Genomic DNA, 21,345 nt, shown 5'->3' with positions numbered 1-21,345 from the left:
CGTGAACGGAGACAGGCCGGCGCGCGCCAGCGCCCTGCGAGAGAGCCGCTAGCCGTTCTCGTGAAAGAAGGCGTAGATCTTCTCCGCCAGCGCTTCCGACACGCCGTCCACCGCCTTGAGGTCCACCAGGTTGGCCCGGCTCACCGCCTTGGCCGAGCCGAAATGCGCCAGCAGCGCCCGCTTGCGCGCCGCGCCGACGCCGGCGATCTCGTCCAGCGGCGTCGCCCCGACCGCCTTCGATCGTTTCGCCCGGTGGGTGCCAATGGCAAAGCGGTGCGCCTCGTCGCGCAGGCGCTGGATGAAATAGAGCACCGGGTCATTGCGGCGCAGCGCCATCACCCGCTGGCCGACCCGGTGGAACTCCTCCTTGCCCTGATCGCGGTCGATGCCCTTGGCGACGCCGACCATCGGAATATCCTCGACGCCGTATTCGCGCATGATCTCGGCCACCGCCGAGACCTGGCCGGCACCGCCGTCGATCAGAAGCAGGTCGGGCCAGAGCCCTTTCTCGCGCTCCGGGTCCTCCTTCAGCAGCCGCTTGAAGCGCCGAGTGAGCACCTCCTTCATCATGCCGAAGTCATCCCCCGGCGTCAGGTCGTCGCCACGGATGTTGAACTTGCGATAATGGCTCTTCATGAAGCCCTCGGGCCCCGCCACGATCATCGCCCCCACCGCATGGGCGCCCTGGATGTGGCTGTTGTCATAGACCTCGATCCGCGCCGGCGGACGGTCGAGCCCGAAGGCTTCGGCCACACCCCGCAACAGCTTGGCCTGGGTCGCCGTCTCGGCCATCTTGCGGCCCAGGCTCTCGCGGGCGTTGCGGGTGGCGCTCTCGATCAGCTCGGCCTTTTCGCCGCGCTGGGGCACCAGCAACGAGACCTTGCGCCCGGCCTTCTGGCCCAGCGCCTCGACCATCAGGTCGGCGTTCTCGATGGCATGGCTCAGGATCAGCTGCTTCGGCGGCTCCTTGCTGTCGTAGAACTGGCCGACAAAGGCCTCGAGCACCTCGGCCGCCTCCACATCCTCGCCGACCCGGGGATAGAAGTCGCGGTTGCCCCAGTTCTGCCCGGCGCGGATGAAAAACACCTGCACGCAGGCCTGGCCGTTCTCGAGGTGCAGCGCGATCAGGTCGGCCTCGTCCACCGTGCGCGGGTTGATGCCCTGCGCGGTCTGCACCTGGGTCAGGGCGCGGATGCGGTCGCGCAGGCTGGCGGCGCGCTCGAATTCCATAGCCTCCGAAGCCGCCTGCATCTCGCCGGCCAGCTTTTCCTGTATCTTGGTCGACCGGCCCGACAGGAAGCGTTCGGCATCGCGCACGCTCTCGGCATAATCCGCTTCCGAGATCTTGCCGACGCAGGGCGCCGAGCAGCGTTTGATCTGGTGCAGCAGGCAGGGCCGGGTCCGGCCTTCGAACATGGTGTCGGCGCAATTGCGCAGCTGAAACACCTTCTGCAACTGGCTCAGCGTGCGATTGACCGCGCCGGCGCTGGCAAAGGGGCCGTAATAGGCGCCCTTCTCCTTCTTGGCGCCGCGATGCTTGCGGATCATCGGATAGGCGTGATCGGTCACCTGGATATTGGGAAAGGATTTGTCGTCGCGCAGCAGCACGTTGTACTTGGGCTTGAGCTGCTTGATCAGGTTCTGTTCGAGCAGCAGCGCCTCGGTTTCGGTCCGCGTCGTCAGGAACATCATCGAGGCGGTATCGCGGATCATCCGGGCGATGCGCGGGCTGTGCCCGGCCGGCCGGGCATAGTTCGACACCCGCGCCCGCAGGTTGCGCGCCTTGCCGACGTAAAGCACGGCGTTCTTGGCATCCAGCATCCGATACACGCCGGGCGAACTGTCCAACGTCTTGAGATAAGCCTGAATACAGGCGTGGCCGGTCAGGTCCGGGGCAGCCTGCCCCTCTGGCAATTCCGTCATTGCGTTAACCTATGATTCCCCTTCTGGCGCTGCAACGGCCTCCCTACGGCGGCAAGCAAAAACAAATCCACGGATCCTGTGGAGAACTCTGGGGGTTACAACTGGAGACCGGGGTTTTTCCGTTTTCTTCACGCGGGTTGATTAAATTGCCTATTTTTTAGGCACATTCTCAACCCATTGATTTCAAAGAAAACTTTTATCTCTAATTTGTAACACCATGAAAACTTTGCAGATTCTCGATTTTTCGCCGAGGGCGACTGCGGGCAGTGCACAACTCGTCCGAGGCCGGTCTCAAAGCGTCTTCAAAACGGCTCACTCCACCCCGAGAATGTCGGGGGTCTGCCAACCCAGATGCTGCCCGCCATCGACGCAGATCAGCTGTCCAGTCACCGCCTTCGCCTCCAGCAGATACCCCAGCGCGGCGGTGATATCCGCGGGGTCGGCGCCCCGGTTCAGCACCGTGCCGGCGCGCTGGCGGTCGAAATGCTCCGGGCTCTGGCGGGCGCCGCGCAGTGTCGGTCCGGGGCCGATGGCATTGACCCGCACTTCCGGCGCCAGCCCCTGTGCCGCCGTCCGGGTGAGCGCCCAAAGGCCCATCTTGGCCAGCGTATAGGTCGAGAATTCCGGCGTCAGCTTGCGCACCCGCTGATCGATCATGTTGACCGCCAGGGCCTGCGCCACCGGCTCGCCCGCCGCGTCGGCCACCGCCTTTGGTGCCTGCGCCGCGAGCGCCTGGATCAGCACATAGGGCGCGCGCAGATTGCTTTCCATGTGCCGGTCCCAGCCCCTGCGGGTGGCGGTCTGGATCGTGTCGTATTCGAAGATCGAGGCGTTGTTCACCAGCACCGTGACCGGCCCGCCCAGCGCCTCGGCCGCCCGCGGCAAGAGCGCCTGCGTCGCCGCCTCGTCCAGGAGATCGGCCTCCAGCGCCACCGCCTTGCGCCCCATCGCGCGGATCAGGCTGACCACCTCGTCGGCGGCCTCGGCCGAGCTGGCGTAATGAACCGCCACATCATGGCCCCGCTCGGCCAGACAAAGCGCCATGGCCCGGCCCAACCTCTTGCCCGCTCCCGTCACCAGTGCCCGCATCCCGGCCTCCTTCTCAGGCGATCACCACCACAATATATCCGACATACAACGCCGTGAGCACCACGCCCCAGAGCCGCCCCATGTCCCAGCGCAGGAACACGAAGGGAAAGATCAACAGCGACGCCCCCAGCATGACCCAGAGATCAAAGGTCAGGAACTGCGCATCCACCGGCACCGGGTTGATCAGGGCGGCCACGCCGATGATGGCGAGCAGGTTGAACATGTTCGACCCGATCACATTGCCCAGCGCCACATCCGCCTGCCGTCGCAGCGCCGCCATCACCGTGGTCGCCAGTTCCGGCAACGAGGTGCCCACCGCCACCAGCGTCAGCCCGATGACCGTGTCCGAGACGCCATATCGGCGGGCGATCACCGCGGCATTCTCGACCAGCAGGTCGGCACCCAGCGGCAGGCCGACGAGGCCCAGCGCCAGGAACATGGCGATCTTGGCCCAGGACATGCTGGGATCGGCGCCTTCGAGATCGTCCACCGTCTCGACCGCGGCCGCGGCTTTGGCGTCGCGCCGATGCTGCACCGCCTGGCGCGAGGCGAGGTAGAGCATCGCCCCCAGCGCCGCGAGGAGGATCAGCGCCGACCACCAGACAAAGACGCCGACAAAAGCCAGCCCCATGAACAGCACCGAGGCGATCAGCATCTGGACATAGGTCGCGCGGGTGTCACAGCCCGAGGTATGCAGGCCGGAAATGATCGCCGGAAGGCCCAGCACCAGCAGGATATTGGCGGTGTTCGAGCCGACGACATTGCCCAGCGCGATACCCGGGGCATTCTGCAACACCGCCTCGATGGCGATCAGCAGCTCCGGCGCCGAGGTGCCGAAGGCAACGATCGTCAGGCTGACGATCAGCGCCGGAATACCCACCCGGAGCGCCAGGTTGACCGCGCCCTTGACCAGTGCGTCGCCGGCCAGCACCAGGATCACCAGCCCCAGTCCACAAAGAAGCCAGACCGTCATCCCCGGCGACCCTTGTCCTTGCCGCAGGGGCAAGGGCCCTTGCCGATCCGGTAGCGTCCGCAAGCCGGGCATTTCGCCGAGGTCAGGCGTTTCGGCAGGCGCAGCTTTCCGAACATGGCCAGCACGCCCATCCCGATGAGAAACAATGTGACAATCTTGACGATCACGTCAGAGCCCGAACCGGGCATAGGCCGCCCGCTCTTCGATCAGCCCCAGGGCATCCTCGGCCAGCGACAGGCCGAGCCGCTGCGCCAGGCTGCGTCCGCGGCCGTAGCGGCGGAATTTCACCTTGTCGCCAAACCGGTCCTTCATCACCTGATCGAGATGGCCGATGCCGTCGATCAGCCCCACTTCCTGCGCCGTCTCGCCGACCCAGATCTCGCCGGTAAACAGATCGCGGTTGTCGGCCAGCTTGGCCCCGCGGCGTTCCTTGACCTGGCTGATGAAATTCACATGCAACTGGTCGAGCAGGCGCCGCAACCGCACCACATCCTCTTCCTTTTCCGGCTGGAAGGGATCGAGAAAGCTCTTGGACGCGCCGGCGGTATGCACCCGCCGTTCGAGCCCTTGACGGGCAAGAAAGACATTGGCGCCGAAGCCCGCCGAAATCACCCCGATCGAGCCGATGATCGAGGAATGGTCGGCGTAGATTTCATCTGCCGCGCTGGCCAGCCAATAGCCGCCCGAGGCCGCCACATCCTCGACGAAGGCAATCACCGGAATGTTCTTTTCCGCCGCCTGCCGCCGGATACGGCCGGCAATGAGCGAGGATTGCACCGGCGAGCCGCCGGGGGAATTGATCTCCAGCGCCACCGCATCGGGTTTGCCGCGTTTGAAGACCTTTTCGATCAGCGGCGCCAGCGAAGTATCGCTGAGCGCCATGCGCCCCCCGAGGCCAATCGCGCCGTTGAGCCGCAGGACGGCCACGGTGGGCCCGGATTTCACAAAGGGAAGCCAGCGTTTCATGACGAGGGATCTAGAAGGCCGGGCACCGATAAACAAGGTTCATCTGTGCAATCTCTTCAGCGGGTGCGAAAACCCCGGGCATATCCTTGCGTCACACAGACCCCGGGCGTCCGTTCCCGGCAGCACGGCCACCACCTGCCCAGGGCACCCGGTCAGGTCCGGATGCGCCAGCCGGTGCGAAAGATCCACCAGACGATGGCAAGGCAGAGCGTGGTGAAGCCGGCGATCGCCAGCAGGCTCAGCCCGATGGGCACGTCTGACGTGCCGAAAAAGGCCCAGCGGAAGCCCGAAATCAGATAGACCACCGGATTGAAGAAGGACACCCCCTGCCAGAACGGCGGCAGCATCGAGATCGAATAAAACGACCCCCCGAGGAAGACCAGCGGCGTCACCACCAGCAGCGGGATAAGCTGCAATTGCTCGAAGTTTCTGGCCCAGATGCCGATGATGAAACCGAAGAGCGAAAACGAAATGCAGGTCAGTACCAGAAAAGCCAGCATCGCCATCGGGTGCAGGATCGTGAGATCGACAAAGAAGGCCGAGGTGGCCAGGATCACCAACCCGATGAACAGCGCCTTGGTCGCCGCCGCCCCGGCAAAGCCCACCACGATCTCGAGAAAGTTGATCGGCGCCGAAAGCAACTCGTAGAAGGTGCCGATGAATTTCGGGAAATAGATGCCGAAAGAGGCGTTCGAGATTCCCTGGGTCATCACCGTGAGCATGATCAGCCCCGGCACGATGAAGGCGCCATAGCTGATGCCTTCTACCTGATCGATGCGGCTGCCGATGGCGGTGCCGAAGACCACGAAATAGAGCGAGGTGGAAATGACCGGCGAGATGAAGCTCTGCGCCAGAGTGCGGAAGAACCGCGCCATTTCAACCTTGTAGATGGCTCCGACCGCGCGCAGGTTCATGCCGCTTCCTCCTTGCCGTTGTCGGCCACAAGGTCGACGAAAATCTCTTCCAGACTGGACTGCCGGGTTTGCAGGTCGCTCATCTGCAACCCGGCCCCGGACAGGTCGGACAGCAGCTTGGTGATGCCGGTGCGGTCGGCGTTGGTGTCATAGCTGTAGCGCAGCGCGGCGCCGTCCTGGACGATCTCCAGCTCATAGCCCGACAGGCTCGCCGGAATGGTTTCGACCGGATCGGTCAGCTCGATGTCAAGCGTCTTGCGCCCCATCCGCGCCATCAGCGCCGTCTTTTCCTCGATCAGCAGCAGTTCGCCCTTGGCGATCACCCCCACCCGATCGGCGATGGCCTCGGCCTCCTCGATGTAGTGGGTGGTCAGGATGATGGTCACGCCCGAGGCCTTGAGCTCGGCCACCACCTTCCACATGTCGCGGCGCAGCTCGACATCGACCCCGGCGGTGGGCTCGTCGAGAAACAGCACCCGGGGCTGGTGGCTCAGCGCCTTGGCAATCAGCACCCGGCGTTTCATGCCGCCGGAGAGCTCCATGGTCTTGGCATTGCGCTTGTCCCAGAGCGACAGGTCGCGCAGCACCTTTTCGATATGGGCGTCGTCGCGCTTGCAACCGAACAGCCCGCGTGAATAACGCACCGCCCGGATCACCGTCTCGAAAGGTTCGAGCGAGATTTCCTGCGGCACCAGGCCGATCATCGCGCGCGCGGCGCGAAAGTCGGTGACGATGTCATGCCCGCCGACGCGCACGCTGCCCGAGGTGGCATTGGTGATGCCGCAAACGGTCGAGATCAGCGTCGTCTTGCCGGCGCCGTTCGGCCCCAGCAGCGCCAGGATCTCGCCCTCGCGGATATCGAGAGACACCCCCTTGAGCGCTTCGAAGCCGCCGTCATACACTTTCTTCAGGTCGTCGATTTCCACGATCGTCGTCATCGGAGCCTCCTTGCGCGCGCAGCGGCAATCTAATGGTCATGTGTGACGGTGCAATATGCAATTCGCGGCGCAGAGCCGCTTGTGCGGTGACGCACATAAGACGGCGCGGCGCCAACTTGAAGCACGTCCCCCAAAGCGCTCCGCGTCCCGGACCCCGATCCGGGACCTCTTGGGCCAAGGGGGGGCCGGATCAGGTCCGGGGCGCGCGCCTTACATTCCGCGCACCGTCTCGATCATCAACGCCACGTTCTCCGGGTCCGCATCCGGGGTGATCCCGTGGCCGAGATTGAAGATATGCGGCCCGCCGCGAAAGGCTTCGACAATGGCGCGGGTCTCCGCAACCAGGGCCTGGCCGCCGGTGACCATATGCGACGAGGCGAGGTTGCCCTGAACGCAGCCATCCACCTGCACATGCGCAGCCGCCCAGGCCGCATCGACGGAATTGTCGAGCGCCACGCAATCGGCGCCGGTCGCCTGATGGAAGCCGACGTATTTCTCGCCCGCCTCACGCGGAAAGGCGATCACCGGAATGCCCGGATGCTTTTGCTTCAGCGCCGCGATGATCCGCTTGGCCGGGGCCAGCGCATAGCGGTCAAAATCCGCCCCCTTGAGCGAGCCGGCCCAGCTGTCGAACAATTTCACCACCTCGGCCCCTGCTTCGATTTGCGCCGAGAGATAGTGAATCGTGGCCTCGGTGATCCGATCCAGCAGCGCCTCGAAGAGCGCGCGGTTTTCGTCTTTCAGCGCATGCGCCGGGCCCTGATCGGGCGTGCCGCGCCCGGCGATCATATAGGTCGCCACCGTCCAGGGCGCGCCGGCAAAGCCGATCAGCGTGGTCTCCGAAGGCAGCTCGCGCGACAGGAGGCGCACCGTCTCATAGATCGGCGCCAGGGTGTCGTGGATGTCCGAGGCCGGTTTCAGCGCGTCGAACTGCCGCTGTTCTGTGATCGTCGACAGCCGCGGCCCCTCGCCGGTGACAAACCACAGATCGGCGCCCAGCGCCTGCGGCACCAGAAGGATATCGGCAAAGAGGATCGCGGCGTCGAACCCGTAGCGCCGGATCGGCTGCAAGGTCACCTCGGCGGCCAGCTCGGGATTGTAGCACAGCGACAGGAAATCGCCCGCCTGGGCCCGTGTCGCGCGGTATTCCGGCAGGTAGCGGCCGGCCTGACGCATCATCCAGATCGGCGGCACCGGCAGGGTCTCGCCCGCCAGCGCGCGCAGGATGGTCTTGTTCGCTTGGGTCATGCCGGTCTCCGCTTTGGTTCCGGGGTTGGTCTCTCGCTCGGACAGCGATGTCAAGCCAGCCGCTTGCCACGCCCCGGGCCCGCAGCTAGACATCGGCGCATGACGCATGCCCTCCCCTCCCCCGACGCGCCGCTGAAAATCGGCACCCGTGGCTCGCCGCTGGCGCTGGCCCAGGCGCATGAAACCCGCGCCCGCATCTGCGCCGCCTTCGCCCTGCCCGAGGCGGCATTTGCCATCGTGGTGATCAAGACCACCGGCGACGACCGGGCGCTGATCGCCAGTGATACACCGCTCAAGGAGCTGGGCGGCAAGGGGCTGTTCACCAAGGAGATCGAGGCGGCCCTGCTTTCCGGCGCCATCGACATCGCGGTGCATTCGATGAAGGACATGCCGGTCGACCAGCCCGAGGGCCTTGTGCTCGACTGTTATCTCCCGCGTGAGGATGTGCGTGATGCCTTTATCTCGCCCCGCCTCGGCGGCATCGCCGATCTGCCTCGCGGCGCGGTGGTGGGCACCTCGTCGCTGCGGCGCCGGGCGCAGCTGCTCAACCGCCGTCCCGATCTCGAGGTGGTGCAGTTTCGCGGCAACGTCCAGACCCGGCTGCGCAAGCTCGAGGAGGGCGTCGCCTCCTGCACCTTTCTCGCCATGGCCGGGCTGACCCGGCTGGGCATGCTGGCCGAGGTGCCGGCCTATCCGATTGCCCCCGAAGACATGCTGCCCGCCGTGGCCCAGGGCGCCATCGGCATCGAACGGCGCGCCGATGACACGGCCACCGCCGCCCTGCTCGAGCCGATCCATCACCGCGAGACCGCCCAGCGGCTTGCCGCCGAACGCGCCTTTCTCGCTGCGCTCGATGGCTCCTGCGAAACACCGATAGCCGGGCTGGCCGAGCTTTCGGGGGGCACGTTGCGCCTGCGCGGCGAGATCCTGCGGCCCGACGGCTCCGAGACGCTGACCGATGCGGGCGAGGCGCCGATCGCCGATGGCGCGGCGCTGGGCCGCGACATGGGCCGCCGTCTGCTGGAGCGCGCGGGCCCCGGTTTCTTCGATTGGCGGAGCGCATAGGCGTCGGAGTTTCGCGTAAACGCGGCGTCCTTTAGCGCTAGCGTGACGATTTTGGCCTGTTGCCGCCGGAAACCAGCCTTTATCAACAACCCCGGACAAGAAGTTCTGACTCGGCCCGCAAGGGGCGAAAACCAATAGGAGAGTTGCGCAGATGAAGGTCCTCGTACCCGTCAAACGCGTGATCGACTACAACGTGAAAGTTCGTGTCAAAGCGGACGGCAGCGGTGTCGATCTGGCCAATGTCAAGATGTCGATGAATCCCTTCGACGAGATCGCCGTGGAAGAGGCGATCCGCCTGAAAGAGGCCGGCAAGGCCGAGGAAATCGTCGCCGTGTCCATTGGCGTCAAGCAGGCGCAGGAAACCCTGCGCACCGCGCTGGCGATGGGCGCCGACCGCGCGATCCTGGTGGTGGCCGCCGATGACGTGCACAAGGACATCGAGCCGCTGGCCGTGGCCAAGATCCTGGCGAAAATCGTCGAGGAAGAGGCCCCCGGCCTCGTGCTCTGCGGCAAGCAGGCGATCGACAACGACATGAACGCAACCGGCCAGATGACCGCCGCGCTGCTTGGCTGGAGCCAGGCGACCTTCGCCTCCGAGGTCGATATCGAGGGCGAGACCGCCAAGGTCACCCGCGAGGTCGACGGCGGCCTTCAGACGATCAGCGTCAAGATGCCGGCCGTGGTCACCGTGGACCTGCGCCTCAATGAACCGCGCTATGCCTCGTTGCCCAACATCATGAAGGCCAAGAAGAAACCGCTCGAGGAAAAGACCCCCGAGGATTACGGCGTCGATGTGAGCCCGCGGCTCGAAGTGCTCAAGACCGAAGAGCCGCCGGCGCGCGCCGCCGGCGAAATGGTCGGTTCGGTCGACGAGCTGATCGCGAAACTCAAAGCTGCGGGGGCTGTTTAAATGGCTGTACTCCTTCTTGCCGAAGTCAATGATGGCGAGCTGAGCCTCGACGCCACCGCCAAGGCGGTGAACGCGGTGGCCCAGCTGGGCGACGTGCATGTGCTCTGCGCCGGTGGCCATGCCGCCGCCGCAGGTGATGAGGCCGCGAAGATCGCGGGTGTCGCCAAGGTTCTGGTGGCCGAGGATGCCTCGCTGGGCCACCGGCTGGCGGAATCCACCGCCGCGCTGATCGTCAGCCTGGCCGACACCTATGAACATATCGTTGCCCCGGCCACGACCGATGCGAAAAACGTGCTGCCCCGCGTGGCGGCACTGCTCGACGTCATGGTGATCTCGGATGTCTCGGGGGTGATCGACGGTGCCACCTTCGAGCGCCCGATCTATGCCGGCAATGCGGTGCAGACGGTAAAATCCTCGGACGCCAAGAAGGTGGTCTCGATCCGCACCTCGACCTTCGACGCGGCGGGCGACCAGGCGGCCGCCCCGGTCGAAACCATCGGCGCGGCCGAGAATCCGGGCCTGTCCGAGTGGGTCGAGGACAAGCTGGCCGAGAGCGACCGGCCGGAGCTGACCTCGGCGGGCGTGGTTGTCTCGGGCGGCCGCGGCGTCGGTTCGGAAGAGGACTTCAAGATCATCGAAGCCCTGGCGGACAAGCTCGGCGCGGCGGTCGGCGCCTCGCGTGCGGCGGTCGATTCGGGCTTTGCGCCGAACGACTGGCAGGTTGGCCAGACCGGCAAGGTCGTGGCGCCGGACCTCTATATTGCCGTCGGCATCTCTGGCGCAATCCAGCACCTTGCAGGGATGAAGGATTCGAAGGTCATCGTCGCGATCAACAAGGACGAGGAGGCGCCGATCTTTCAGGTGGCCGACTATGGCCTGGTGGCGGATCTCTTTACCGCGGTGCCCGAGCTGACCGAGAAACTGTGAGGCGGGGTGGGTTGAAAACCCACCCCGCACCTTCCGAAGGCCCGCCCGAAAGGGCGGGCCTTCTTCGTTTCGGCGCGGCGATGCCCCCGCCCCCCGTCACACGGGCCACTGCCGTCTTTGCCGCCCGGCCTGCCGTCCTATAACAAGGGGCATGGCCGGCGTTCTCACCTTCACCGACAGGGGCATCTATTGCCCGGCGGGCGATTTCTACATCGACCCCTGGCGCCCGGTGGCGCGCGCGCTGATCACCCACGGTCATTCCGACCACGCCCGCCCCGGGATAGGCCGTTACCTGGCGACCGAAGGCACAGCCCCGGTGCTGCGCCACCGGCTGGGCGATGACGCCCGGATCGAGACCATCGCCTATGGAGAGACCCGGCGGATCGGCGATGCAGACGTCTCCTTTCACCCGGCCGGCCATGTGCCCGGCTCGGCGCAGATCCGCGTCGCGGTTGCCGGCGAGGTCTGGGTTGCCTCGGGCGATTACAAGACCGTCGATGATGGGCTCTCAGAGGCCTTCGAACCGGTGCGCTGCCATGCTTTCATCTCGGAATGCACCTTTGGCCTGCCGATCTTCAAATGGACCCCACAGGAACAGCTCGCGCAACAGATCAACGGGTGGTGGGCCGCCAATGCGGCCGAGGGGCGGGCCTCGATCCTTGGCGCCTATGCGCTGGGCAAGGCGCAGCGGCTGATGCGGACGGTGGACGCCGGGATCGGCCCGCTCTTGACCGTGACCGCGGTGGAAAACACCAACGCGGTACTGCGTGCCCAGGGGATCACCCTGCCCGGGACGCAACCGATCACCGAGGACGTCTCGGCCAAGAGCCATCCCGGCGCGCTGATCATCGCCACGCCGGGCAGCACGACGCAGAATTGGGCACGTCGCTTCCCCGGGGCCGCCACCGCCTTTGCCTCGGGCTGGATGACGCTGCGCGGCGTGCGCCGGCGGCGCGGCATCGATCGCGGTTTCGTGGTCTCCGACCATGCCGATTGGGCGGGGTTGAACGCCGCGATCAAGGCGACCGGGGCCGAGAAGGTCTTTGTCACCCACGGCTACACTTCGGCATTTCAGCGCTGGCTCTGCGAACAGGGCCATGACGCCCATGTCGTCTCGACCGATTACAGCGGCGACGATGGCGAGGACGCGACATGAAGGATTTCGCCGCCCTCTTCGCCCGCATCGACGAAAGCACCAAGACCAATGTCAAACTCGCGGCGCTGGCCGATTACCTGGGCCGCGCCACGCCACAGGATCGGCTCTGGACCATCGCGCTCTTTACCGGCCGCCGGCCGAAACGCGCCGTCACCGCAACCCGGCTGCGCCAATGGGCGGCCGAGGTGGCGGGGTTGCCCGAATGGCTCTTCGAAGACAGTTATCACGTGGTCGGCGATCTGGCCGAGACCATCAGCCTCGTCCTGCCCGCCCCCCGCGAACCGCGCGACCAAAGCCTCAGCCACTGGATCGCCACGGTCAAGGCGCTGGCGACGCTCGACGAGGCGGCGCGCAAATCCGCCGTCATCGCCGCCTGGGACAGCCTTGCCACGCAAGAGCGGTTCTTGTTCAACAAGCTGCTGACCGGCGGCTTTCGCATGGGTGTCAGCGCCCGGCTGATGACCCGCGCGCTGGCCATCTCCACCGGTCAGGACGCGGCGGTGCTGACCCACAAGCTGATGGGCAACTGGACGCCGGAAACCACCAGCTGGGAAGCGCTGATCGAGGCCGATGACCCGACAGCCGATCTTTCGCGCCCCTATCCGTTCTACCTCGCCCATCCGGTGGAAAACCCGGCCGATCTGGGCGCCCCCGCCGAGTGGCACGCCGAACGCAAATGGGATGGCATCCGGGGCCAGTTCATCCGGCGCGGCGGCGCGCATCACATCTGGTCGCGGGGCGAAGAACTGATGACCGACCGCTTCCCGGAGCTGGCGCAGCTCGCCGATTTCCTGCCCGACGGCACGGTGATGGACGGCGAGATCCTGGCCTTTGCCGAAGGTGCGCCACTGGGGTTCAACGCCTTGCAGAAACGCATCGGGCTGAAGAAGGTCTCGGCCAAGGCGCTGCGCGAGGCACCAGTGATCTTCATGGCCTACGATCTGCTCGAAGCCGGGGGGGCGGATCTGCGACAGGAGCCGTTCGACGCGCGCCGGGCCCGGCTCGAAGCTGTTCTGGCCGAAGTGCCTCCCGACGCGCCCCTGCGGCTGTCGCGGGAAGTCGCCTTTGACAGTTGGGCGGCGCTGGCCGCGGTCCGGCACGAGAGCCGCAGCCACAATGTCGAGGGCCTGATGATCAAGCGCCGCGCCAGCCCCTATCTGGCCGGCCGCAGGCGCGGCGACTGGTGGAAATGGAAGGTCGATCCGCTGACCGTCGACGCGGTGATGATCTATGCGCAATCGGGCAGCGGCCGGCGCGCCAACCTGTTCACCGATTTCACCTTCGCGGTCTGGCACGGCGACGATCTGGTGCCCTTCGCCAAGGCCTATTCCGGCCTCACCGATGCCGAGTTCCGCGAGATCACCGCCTGGGTGCGGCGCAACACATTACAGCGGTTCGGCCCGGTCCGGCAGGTCACGCCGGCCCATGTCTTCGAGATTGCCTTCGAAGGGATACAGGCCTCGTCGCGCCACAAATCCGGCGTCGCACTGCGCTTTCCGCGCATGCTGCGCTGGCGCAGGGACAAGCCGGTCGCGGAGGCCAACACCCTGGCCGACCTCAACGAAATGCTGGCGCTTTACGGCTGAGCCGACCGGCCTCCAAACCACCCCGTCCCGGGCATGACCCGGGCCCCCGCGGCCCGCCCGCGAAGAGGCCCCGGCGCGGGGGCCGGCGCGCGATGTATCTGGCGCGCTGGTTGCGCGGGCGCAGGGGCAAGCCGGTCGCGGAGGACAACCCCCCGACTGACCTCAACGAAATGCTGGCGCATTGCGGCTGAGCCGACCGGCCACCAAACCACCCCGTCCCGGGCCTGACCCGGGACCCCGCGATCCCCGAGCGAAGGGGCCCCGGCGCGGGGGCCGGGGCGCGATGTGCGTGCGCTGTCAAGGTCCCGCCTCGTCCAACGCCTGGGACAGCAGCCGCGCCATCACCCCCTCCGCCCAGCGATCCGCCGCCGCGCCAAGGCAATCGTGCAGCGAATCCGCCGCGATCACGCTGCCGAGCGACAGCCGCCCCAGCAGATAAAGTCCCGCTTGCGGCGCCCCGTCGCGGCCGACCACGGTGCCATCGGCGAGGGTCTGCGCGCCCAGCCCCTCGGCCACCGGCACCAGCCGCCCGGCGGCACACAGGGACCGGATCAGCGGCGCCGAGACGATCGCGATGTCCGGGTCGGGCAGCACCGCGTCGATCATCAGGTCGACCTGCGCCTCGGCCTCGCCGGCGGTCATTTCCCAGCCGGTCTCGATCAGCGCGATCGCCGGATCGGCCGACAGTCGCATGTCCACCAGCCCGGCATCCGCCAGCGCCAGCCATTCCCGCGCCGAAGCCACCGGCGGGCCATAGGAATAGCGTTTCAGCCCCTCGTCGAACCCGACGATCAACGCCGCCGTCTCGGCCGGCGGGCGGGCCGGGTTGAACCCGGCGCGCAGGCGGTTCTGCCAGTGCCGCCAGACCTGGCCCACGGTATAGCCCACCGACGGCGTGCGACTGCCCTCGGCCATGGCAATGCCCTGGCGCAGGGTGTCGACCGGGCCGGCGGTCTCCTGCGTGCCGGGCGCATCCCATTCGCATTCGAGCCAATCCGCCACCTGCGCGGCGCCGTCTTCGTCATCGGCGTCGCGCAGGATGCGCGTCACCGGGGCGATCAGCGCCGCGTTGATCAGCCGCCGGGCGGTGTAGGGTGCCGACTGGGCGGCCTCGGCCATGGCGTCATCGAAAATCCGCGTCTCGGCCAGCCTGGGGGCAAACCGCCGATCCAGCGCGCCGGTCTCGGGCTTGGGAAAGGGCGGCAGACCATCGAGCGAAAAGGGCAGGATGCGCGCCGGCTCGCGCCCCGACGGCAGGTATTGCCCGTCAAAGAATGCCCCGCCCTGCGCCACGGTCAGCCCCCGCAGCACGTCGATCGCCGACAGCCCCATGCCGCGGATCGCCACGGTGCAGCCACGCCAGCCCTGTGCCGCAGCGATCAGCTGCCGTGCCGGATAGGCCTGCGCCACCGCGCCCTGACCGCGGGTGGCATGGCCCTGCCACTGCGCCCATTGCCGGTCCGGCTCCACCGAGGGCTGACCGGGGGTGAGCAGCACCGCGGCATAGGGCCCGTGCCAGCCCCGGTCAGAGCGCAGCTCCCAGCCACCCGCCAGCGGGCGCAGGGCCTCGATCCGGGCCGGCACCAGCGTCACCGCCATTCGGTCGAGCGCATGGAGATCGGCGAACCGCGCGGTGAGATAACCGCCGATCTCTGCCCGGGTGGGGAAACTGTCGGGATCGAGCGGCGCGTCGAACTGCATGTCGAACCGTCCGACGCGCGAAACCTCCGGCGGCGGAATGTCGAGAGCGCGCAACGGGGTGTTGAGCAGGCAGACCGGCGCCTCGTCGGGCGCGAAATTCGGCCCCGCGCCCGGATCCGCCCGCGGCTCGAAGACATCGACGCAGAGCCGGTCGCCCGCGCCCGGCCAGCGCGCCGCCAGCGCTTCGAGCGCGCCCAGCCCGCGTGGGCCCATGCCGATGATCGCTATGCGCCGCGCGCCGCGCTCTGATGGCATCTCGTCCTCTCCGTTCCGGTTGAAGGCATCGTCTGCCCGCGCCCCGCTACCGGCTTCCCAGGTACTTCGTGATCTGTTCGCGGAAATGCGGAACCGCTTCGGGGTGATTGGCGTAATCCTCCGGCGACATCAGCATCCAGCCCTGGCCTTCGTTGCCAAAGACGATGTCGGCCACGGTATCTTGCGGCAGATGGGCGGCAAAGAACACCATCGGCCCGATCGGCCGGTCATAGGCGCTTTCATAGACAAGCTGCTTGCGGTCCAGCCGCAGCCCCACCTCTTCGTGGGTTTCGCGCAGCACGCAATCGGCAGCGGATTCGCCGCATTCGCGCCCGCCGCCCGGCAGATCCAGGTGGTTGGGCCAGGGGATATCCGGATCGTTGTCGCGCCGGATCACCAGCAGCTTGCCGCCGATGAACAGCGCCAGCTTGGTACCTGCAAATTGCGAATTCTCCATACTGCCTCTCGCTCTGATGGGCCGCGTTCCGTATATATAGTGTGCCTTTTGCCCGAGTCCTCCAAATGCCCACCCTTTGCCGCGACTGCCTTCACGAATTCGACAGCGGCACCGCCTGTCCGGCGTGCCGGTCGCGGCGCGTGGTGGCGCACAAGGAACTTATGGCGCTGAGCATCGCCCATATGGATTGCGATGCCTTTTACGCCAGTGTCGAAAAACGCGACGATCCCACGCTGGCACACAAGCCGGTGATCATCGGCGGCGGCCGGCGCGGCGTGGTCTCGACCGCCTGCTATGTAGCGCGAATCCGCGGCGTGCGCTCGGCAATGCCGATGTTCAAGGCGCTCAAGCTCTGCCCCGACGCGGTGGTGATCAAACCGCGGATGAGCGCTTATGTCGAGGTCTCGCGCGCCATCCGGGCGATGATGGACGAGCTGACGCCGGTGGTGGAGCCGCTGTCGCTCGACGAGGCCTTTCTCGACCTCACCGGCACCGCGCGGCTGCATGGCCATCCGCCGGCGGTGATGCTGGCCCGGCTGGTGCGGCGGATGCGGCACGAGCTGGGCGTGACCGGCTCGATCGGCCTGTCACACAACAAGTTTCTTGCCAAGATCGCCAGCGATCTCGACAAGCCGCACGGCTTTTCGGTGATCGGCCAGGCCGAGACCGAGAGTTTCCTTGCCGGCAAGCCGGTGCGGATGATCTGGGGCGTCGGTCAGGCGACGCAGGAGGCGCTGGAGCGTGCCGGCATCCGCAGCTTCGACGATCTGCGGCGCTGGGACGAACGCGATCTGACGGCACGTTTCGGCTCGATGGGCACCCGGTTGTGGCACCTGGCGCGCGGGCAGGACCGGCGGCGGGTCTCGGCCCATGCGCCGGTCAAGTCGATCTCGAACGAAACCACCTTTGGCGAGGACACCTCCGACCCCGATCTGCTCGACGGGCACCTCTGGCGCATGGCCGAAAAGGTGGCAGACCGCGCTAAGGCCAAGGACAAGGCCGGGCTGGTGGTGACGCTGAAGCTGAAACAGGCGAATTTCCAGACCCTCTCGCGCCGGCAGTCGCTGCGCGACGCGACGCAGATGGCCGACACGATCTATCGCTGCGCGCGCGGGCTGTTCGATGCGGTGGGCGACAAGGGGCCCTATCGGCTGATCGGCTGCGGCCTGTCGCATCTGGTGCCGGCTGCCGAGGCCGATCGTTCGGCCGACCTGCTCGATCCCAATGCCGCGCGCCGCGCCGGCGCCGAACGGGCGACGGATGCGATTCGCGCCCGCTTCGGGCCGGATGCGATTCTCAAGGGCCGCGCCCTGCGCTAGCCGGCAGACCCGGCCGCCCAGAGGTCCCGGACCCGGTCCGGGACGGGTGCGCCCCGGCGGCCGCTACTCCGCCGCCATCGGCATGTCCTGACCGCCGATGGTGGCGATCTCGGACACGACACCGCGCAGCACCTTGCGAAATGCCTGGAAATTGGCATTCGGCCGGATCGCATGTTCGTTCATGTAGATCGACCGGTCGATCTCGATCTGCACCGCATGCTGGCGCCGCGACGGGCGGCCGTAATGCTGGGTGATATAGGCTCCGGCAAAGGGCGCATTGCGCACCACGCAGAGCCCGGCATTAAGAAAGGCGGTCTCGATCCGGTCGACCACCGCCGCGCTGGCCGAGGCGCCGAACCGGTCGCCGATGACGACCTCGGGCCGCCGCGCCCCGGACCGGGCGATGGGATCGAGCGCCTCATGCGGCATCGAATGGCAATCGACGAGAATCGCCTCGCCGAACCGGTCATGCGCCTCGGTCAGAAGCTGCTGCAACTGGCCGTGATAGGGCCGCCAGTACTTTTCGATTCGCATTTCCGCCTCGGAGAGCGACAGCTTGCCGCGATAGATCGACCGGCCGCCGGCCACGACACGGGGAATCACGCCCAGGCCCGAGGTCACCCGCGGATTGTGCCCGGGCTTGCGCGCGCCCTCGATCAGCGCCGGGTCAAGCTCGTCGGCCGAGCGGTTCAGATCGATGAAGGCGCGTGGTGCGCCGGCCCTGAGAAAGGCCGCGCCAAACTGCGGGGCGCATTCGAAAAGCCTGTCTACATAGGCATCTTCGGAGGTTCGGATCACATGTTCGTCGAGCACCGTGCGCCGCAGGAACGACCAGGGATAATCCCGTCCGGAATGCGGCGACGCGAAAACAACCGGTGTGGCGGGACGCTCCGGCCGGGTCAGGTGAAAGGCGAATTTCGGCACGAAGCCCTCCCTCGGATGTGCTTGGATCATAGTCCCTTTTTTTTCCCTAGCAAAAGCCCTTGATCCCCCCACCGTTCCCTTTTATAGAACCGGCCACTGGCGCGGGGTTCCGCGCCCCATTCATTTGGGGCTCCTGGCCGGTTCGGGTTTTCCGGGCGATTAGCTCAGCGGTAGAGCACTTCGTTGACATCGAAGGGGTCACTGGTTCGATCCCAGTATCGCCCACCATTTCACCGCCCTGTCCCCCGGGACAAGGCAGACCGCAACCAAGGCGCACGCCACGCGCCGCGTAGAAGGAGAGACGGACATGAAAGTCAAGAACTCGCTCCGTTCGCTCAAGAATCGCCACCGCGATTGCCGCGTTGTGCGCCGCAAAGGCCGCGTCTATGTGATCAACAAGACGCAGCGGCGGTTCAAGGCCCGTCAGGGCTGAGCGCTGACAGCGACGAATTCGGAAGGCCGTGCGAGAGTTCGCGCGGCCTTTTCGATTCGCCGCTGGCGGTTCTCGGGGGCTACAGACCCTCCGCCAGAACGAGGTCGGTCTCGGCACAGGTTTCGCGAACCGCGCGCGCCGCGCCATAAGCTTCTGAGTCGTAGAACGCCTGCGCCGCCGCGAGGCTTTCGAACTCGATCACGACGGCCAGCCCCTCGGCCGCGCCTTCGCGGTGGTCCGGCGCCGGGTTGCGCACCAGCACCTTGCCGCCATGCGCCTCGATTGCCGGTCCCGAGAGCGCCTTAAACTCCTCGAAGGCCGCCTTGTCCTGCACGCGGATATGCGCAATGAGATAGCCCTTGGGCATGCTGCTGCTCCTTTTCGACCTGTTGCGATGGCTGCCGCGATCATAGCATGACCGGTCCGGCGTGGCAGCAGTTGAGCGCCGCCCGGTTCTGTCCCATAGTCACAGCAAAAATCCAGAGCAGTGATCCCAGTGACCAAGTACCTCCTGATTCACCAGAATTTCCCCGGCCAGTACAAGCATCTCGCTCCGGCGCTGGCGGCGCGTGGCGATCAGGTGGTCGCGCTCACCCCCAAGGTGGACAAGGTGACCAAGTGGCTGGGTGTCACCATCCTGCCCTACAAGTACCAGGGCAAACCCGCCCGGGGGCTGCATCCTTGGCTGGTCGATTTCGAAACCAAGTTCATCCGCGGCCAGTCCTGCTACCGCGCCGCCCGCGCGCTCCGGGAACGCGGCTTCACGCCGGATGTGATCCTCGCCCATTACGGCTGGGGCGAGAGCCTGTTTCTCAAGGATGTCTGGCCCGAGGCCCGGCTTGGCCTCTATTGCGAGCTCTACCACACCGCCGATTACCCCTTTGTCGGCTTCGACCCGGAGTTTACCGGCAGCGCGCCGGAGGCCGACGCGCTGCGTCTGCGCATGAAGAACCTCAACAACCGGCTGCATTTCGAAATCGGCGATGCCGGAATCAGCCCGACCGCCTTTCAGGCCGACACTTTCCCGCCCGAGATGCGCCAGCGGATCACCGTGGTGCACGATGGCATCGACACCGCCCAGGTCACCGCCGACGACACCGCGCGCCTGGCCCTGCCGGACGGCAGCGAGGTGACGCCGGAGGATGAGGTCATCACCTTCATCAACCGCAATCTCGAGCCCTACCGCGGCTATCACGTCTTCATGCGCGCCCTGCCCGAGCTCTTGCGGCGGCGGCCGCGGGCGCAGGTGGTGCTGATCGGCGGCGACCAGGTGAGTTATGGCGCCAAGGCGCCCGATGGCCAGACCTGGAAACAGGTGTTCATCGACGAGGTGCGCGGCCAGATCCCCGATGCCGATTGGGCGCGGGTGCATTTCCTCGGCCGGGTGCCTTACGACACGTTCCTGTCGTTCATGCGGGTCAGCCGGGCGCATGTCTACCTGACCTACCCCTTCGTGCTGAGCTGGTCCCTGCTCGAGGCGATGAGCGCCGGCGCGCCGATCGTGGCCAGCGACACCGAACCGGTGCGCGAGGTGCTGAGCAACGGCGAAACCGGGCTTCTGGTGGATTTCTTCGACCGCGAGGCGCTGGTCGATCAGGTGTGCACCCTGCTCGACGATCCCGCGCTGCGGGCACATCTGCGGGCCGCGGCGCGGGCCAAGGTGGTGGCGGAGTACGACCTGAAATCCACCTGCCTGCCGCGGCAACTGGCCTGGGTCGACGGGCTGACGCAGCTCGCCCCGCGCCCGCCGCTGGTCTGAGCGGGCGCGCCGGGCGCCAGCCCGCTCTCCGGCGAGACCGCAACACCCGAGGCCCGGGCACGGCGACCGCATGACGGGGTCAAACCACTCCGTAACGTGCCATGAAGGTATCGACCGCCCCCCGGATCACCCGGTCGATCTCTTCCGGTTCGAACCGCGTGGCGACGTTGAAGATCATCCGCGTCCAGAGATCGGCCTTGCACAATTCGGCAAACTGATCGGCCGCCAGGTCGAAATCCTCGATCCTAAGATCGCCGCGCGCTGCCGCCGCCTGCAAGTAATCCCGCACCGCGCAATGCATCACGGCGGGGCCGGAGTTGTAGAACTGCCGGCCCAGATCGGGGAACCGGTCGGCCTCGGCCACGCAGATGCGAAAGATCGACTGGCCGAACTCGGACAGGATGAAGCCGAGGAACTGCCGGCCGCATTTTTCCAGCACCTCGCGCGGCGGCGCCTCGGCATCGATCACCGTCAGCGCGTGATCGGCCTGACGGCAGCATTCGCAGGATGCCACCTCGGAAAACAGCAACCGCTTGTCGGGAAAATAGCTGTAGAGCGTGGCCTTCGACACCCCGGCCGCCCGGGCGATATCGTCCACGGAGGCGCCTTCGAACCCATGCGCGAGAAAGACGTCGCGGGCCCCGGCCAGCACCTGATCGAATTTACGGCCCCGGCGCACCTGCGGCATCTCTGCGCCGTCCACCAGCCTGGCATCTGAGCTCATCTCGCCTCTCCCCGTTTCCTCATAGCTATAGACCAGACAGTTCAGTTTCAAGCACGGGCGGGCCGCGCCGACCCAGAG

21 protein-coding genes and 1 tRNA gene are annotated in these 21,345 nt (G+C 66.5%); 9 read left to right on the top strand and 13 right to left on the bottom strand.

Annotated elements, in window-relative coordinates:
* Positions 1–48 precede the first annotated feature (48 nt).
* From uvrC to hemE, 8 genes are all read right to left on the bottom strand, one after another.
* Entirely contained in the window at positions 49–1,923 is a 1,875-nt protein-coding gene (gene uvrC, locus AC0J5K_RS01950; RefSeq protein ID WP_274565818.1) for an excinuclease ABC subunit UvrC, read from the bottom strand.
* A 312-nt stretch (positions 1,924–2,235) separates the two neighbouring features.
* Complete coding sequence (locus tag AC0J5K_RS01945) at positions 2,236–3,012, bottom strand: SDR family oxidoreductase (protein WP_274565819.1); 777 nt, start codon at positions 3,010–3,012, stop codon at positions 2,236–2,238.
* A gap of 13 nt (positions 3,013–3,025) precedes the next feature.
* The gene (locus AC0J5K_RS01940; protein WP_074836993.1) at positions 3,026–3,985 is read right to left on the bottom strand and encodes a calcium/sodium antiporter; all 960 of its coding nucleotides are present in this window, start codon (positions 3,983–3,985) and stop codon (positions 3,026–3,028) included.
* On the bottom strand, positions 3,982–4,173 hold the full coding sequence (locus AC0J5K_RS01935) for a hypothetical protein (protein WP_074836992.1): 192 nt from the start codon (positions 4,171–4,173) through the stop codon (positions 3,982–3,984). Before AC0J5K_RS01935 ends, AC0J5K_RS01940 begins: the two co-directional genes overlap by 4 nt.
* Complete coding sequence (locus tag AC0J5K_RS01930; RefSeq protein ID WP_048529476.1) at positions 4,154–4,951, bottom strand: S49 family peptidase; 798 nt, start codon at positions 4,949–4,951, stop codon at positions 4,154–4,156. Before AC0J5K_RS01930 ends, AC0J5K_RS01935 begins: the two co-directional genes overlap by 20 nt.
* A 152-nt stretch (positions 4,952–5,103) precedes the next feature.
* On the bottom strand, positions 5,104–5,865 hold the full coding sequence (locus tag AC0J5K_RS01925) for an ABC transporter permease (RefSeq protein ID WP_048529474.1): 762 nt from the start codon (positions 5,863–5,865) through the stop codon (positions 5,104–5,106).
* Positions 5,862–6,803 carry an ABC transporter ATP-binding protein gene (locus AC0J5K_RS01920; protein WP_074836991.1) on the bottom strand — a complete coding sequence of 314 codons (942 nt, stop codon included), beginning with the start codon at positions 6,801–6,803 and terminating at the stop codon, positions 5,862–5,864. The genes AC0J5K_RS01925 and AC0J5K_RS01920 overlap by 4 nt, the downstream gene beginning before the upstream one ends.
* Positions 6,804–7,013: 210 nt before the next feature.
* Positions 7,014–8,051: a uroporphyrinogen decarboxylase gene (hemE, locus tag AC0J5K_RS01915; RefSeq protein WP_274565820.1), complete on the bottom strand. Its 1,038-nt coding sequence runs from the start codon at positions 8,049–8,051 to the stop codon at positions 7,014–7,016.
* Between the two features lie 99 nt (positions 8,052–8,150).
* Between hemE and hemC the strand changes: the two genes are divergently transcribed.
* The 5 genes from hemC to AC0J5K_RS01890 all read left to right on the top strand — a co-directional run bounded on the left by hemC (position 8,151) and on the right by AC0J5K_RS01890 (position 13,695).
* Positions 8,151–9,116, top strand: coding sequence for a hydroxymethylbilane synthase (gene hemC, locus AC0J5K_RS01910; RefSeq protein WP_074836989.1), 966 nt, complete (start codon positions 8,151–8,153; stop codon positions 9,114–9,116).
* A 151-nt stretch (positions 9,117–9,267) separates the two neighbouring features.
* The gene (locus AC0J5K_RS01905) at positions 9,268–10,026 is read left to right on the top strand and encodes an electron transfer flavoprotein subunit beta/FixA family protein (protein ID WP_048529466.1); all 759 of its coding nucleotides are present in this window, start codon (positions 9,268–9,270) and stop codon (positions 10,024–10,026) included.
* Positions 10,027–10,953, top strand: coding sequence for an electron transfer flavoprotein subunit alpha/FixB family protein (locus AC0J5K_RS01900; RefSeq protein ID WP_074836988.1), 927 nt, complete (start codon positions 10,027–10,029; stop codon positions 10,951–10,953).
* Between the two features lie 151 nt (positions 10,954–11,104).
* A complete protein-coding gene (locus AC0J5K_RS01895; RefSeq protein ID WP_074836987.1) occupies positions 11,105–12,109 on the top strand; it encodes a ligase-associated DNA damage response exonuclease in 1,005 nt (334 codons plus the stop codon).
* Positions 12,106–13,695, top strand: a complete 1,590-nt coding sequence (locus AC0J5K_RS01890; protein ID WP_274565821.1) for an ATP-dependent DNA ligase — start codon at positions 12,106–12,108, stop codon at positions 13,693–13,695. The genes AC0J5K_RS01895 and AC0J5K_RS01890 overlap by 4 nt, the downstream gene beginning before the upstream one ends.
* 297 nt (positions 13,696–13,992) lie before the next feature.
* Here the strand turns inward: AC0J5K_RS01890 and AC0J5K_RS01885 are convergent, their stop codons facing one another.
* Both AC0J5K_RS01885 and AC0J5K_RS01880 read right to left on the bottom strand, forming a co-directional pair.
* Positions 13,993–15,651 carry an FAD/NAD(P)-binding protein gene (locus AC0J5K_RS01885; protein ID WP_274565822.1) on the bottom strand — a complete coding sequence of 553 codons (1,659 nt, stop codon included), beginning with the start codon at positions 15,649–15,651 and terminating at the stop codon, positions 13,993–13,995.
* Positions 15,652–15,697: 46 nt separating this feature from the next.
* Entirely contained in the window at positions 15,698–16,108 is a 411-nt protein-coding gene (locus tag AC0J5K_RS01880; RefSeq protein WP_048529457.1) for an NUDIX hydrolase, read from the bottom strand.
* A 65-nt stretch (positions 16,109–16,173) separates the two neighbouring features.
* Here AC0J5K_RS01880 and AC0J5K_RS01875 point away from each other — a divergent pair, with 65 nt between their 5' ends.
* Entirely contained in the window at positions 16,174–17,427 is a 1,254-nt protein-coding gene (locus AC0J5K_RS01875) for a DNA polymerase IV (RefSeq protein ID WP_274565823.1), read from the top strand.
* Between the two features lie 63 nt (positions 17,428–17,490).
* On the opposite strand, the gene AC0J5K_RS01870 is transcribed toward AC0J5K_RS01875, so the two are convergent.
* Positions 17,491–18,351, bottom strand: a complete 861-nt coding sequence (locus AC0J5K_RS01870; RefSeq protein WP_074837034.1) for an N-formylglutamate amidohydrolase — start codon at positions 18,349–18,351, stop codon at positions 17,491–17,493.
* A 153-nt stretch (positions 18,352–18,504) separates the two neighbouring features.
* Here AC0J5K_RS01870 and AC0J5K_RS01865 point away from each other — a divergent pair.
* Both AC0J5K_RS01865 and ykgO read left to right on the top strand, forming a co-directional pair.
* Positions 18,505–18,579: transfer RNA gene (locus tag AC0J5K_RS01865), tRNA-Val, on the top strand.
* A 79-nt stretch (positions 18,580–18,658) separates the two neighbouring features.
* A complete protein-coding gene (ykgO, locus tag AC0J5K_RS01860; RefSeq protein ID WP_008562923.1) occupies positions 18,659–18,784 on the top strand; it encodes a type B 50S ribosomal protein L36 in 126 nt (41 codons plus the stop codon).
* A gap of 79 nt (positions 18,785–18,863) precedes the next feature.
* Here ykgO and AC0J5K_RS01855 read toward each other — a convergent pair whose 3' ends face one another.
* Positions 18,864–19,151 carry a DUF1330 domain-containing protein gene (locus AC0J5K_RS01855; RefSeq protein WP_048529454.1) on the bottom strand — a complete coding sequence of 96 codons (288 nt, stop codon included), beginning with the start codon at positions 19,149–19,151 and terminating at the stop codon, positions 18,864–18,866.
* A 129-nt stretch (positions 19,152–19,280) separates the two neighbouring features.
* Here AC0J5K_RS01855 and AC0J5K_RS01850 point away from each other — a divergent pair, with 129 nt between their 5' ends.
* On the top strand, positions 19,281–20,543 hold the full coding sequence (locus AC0J5K_RS01850) for a glycosyltransferase (protein ID WP_074836983.1): 1,263 nt from the start codon (positions 19,281–19,283) through the stop codon (positions 20,541–20,543).
* A gap of 79 nt (positions 20,544–20,622) precedes the next feature.
* Here the strand turns inward: AC0J5K_RS01850 and AC0J5K_RS01845 are convergent, their stop codons facing one another.
* A complete protein-coding gene (locus AC0J5K_RS01845; RefSeq protein WP_048529450.1) occupies positions 20,623–21,267 on the bottom strand; it encodes a TetR/AcrR family transcriptional regulator in 645 nt (214 codons plus the stop codon).
* Positions 21,268–21,345: the final 78 nt, after the last annotated feature.

Source organism: Marinovum sp. E3 (assembly GCF_055755275.1).
This window is presented reverse-complemented; position numbering and strand designations above follow the sequence as displayed.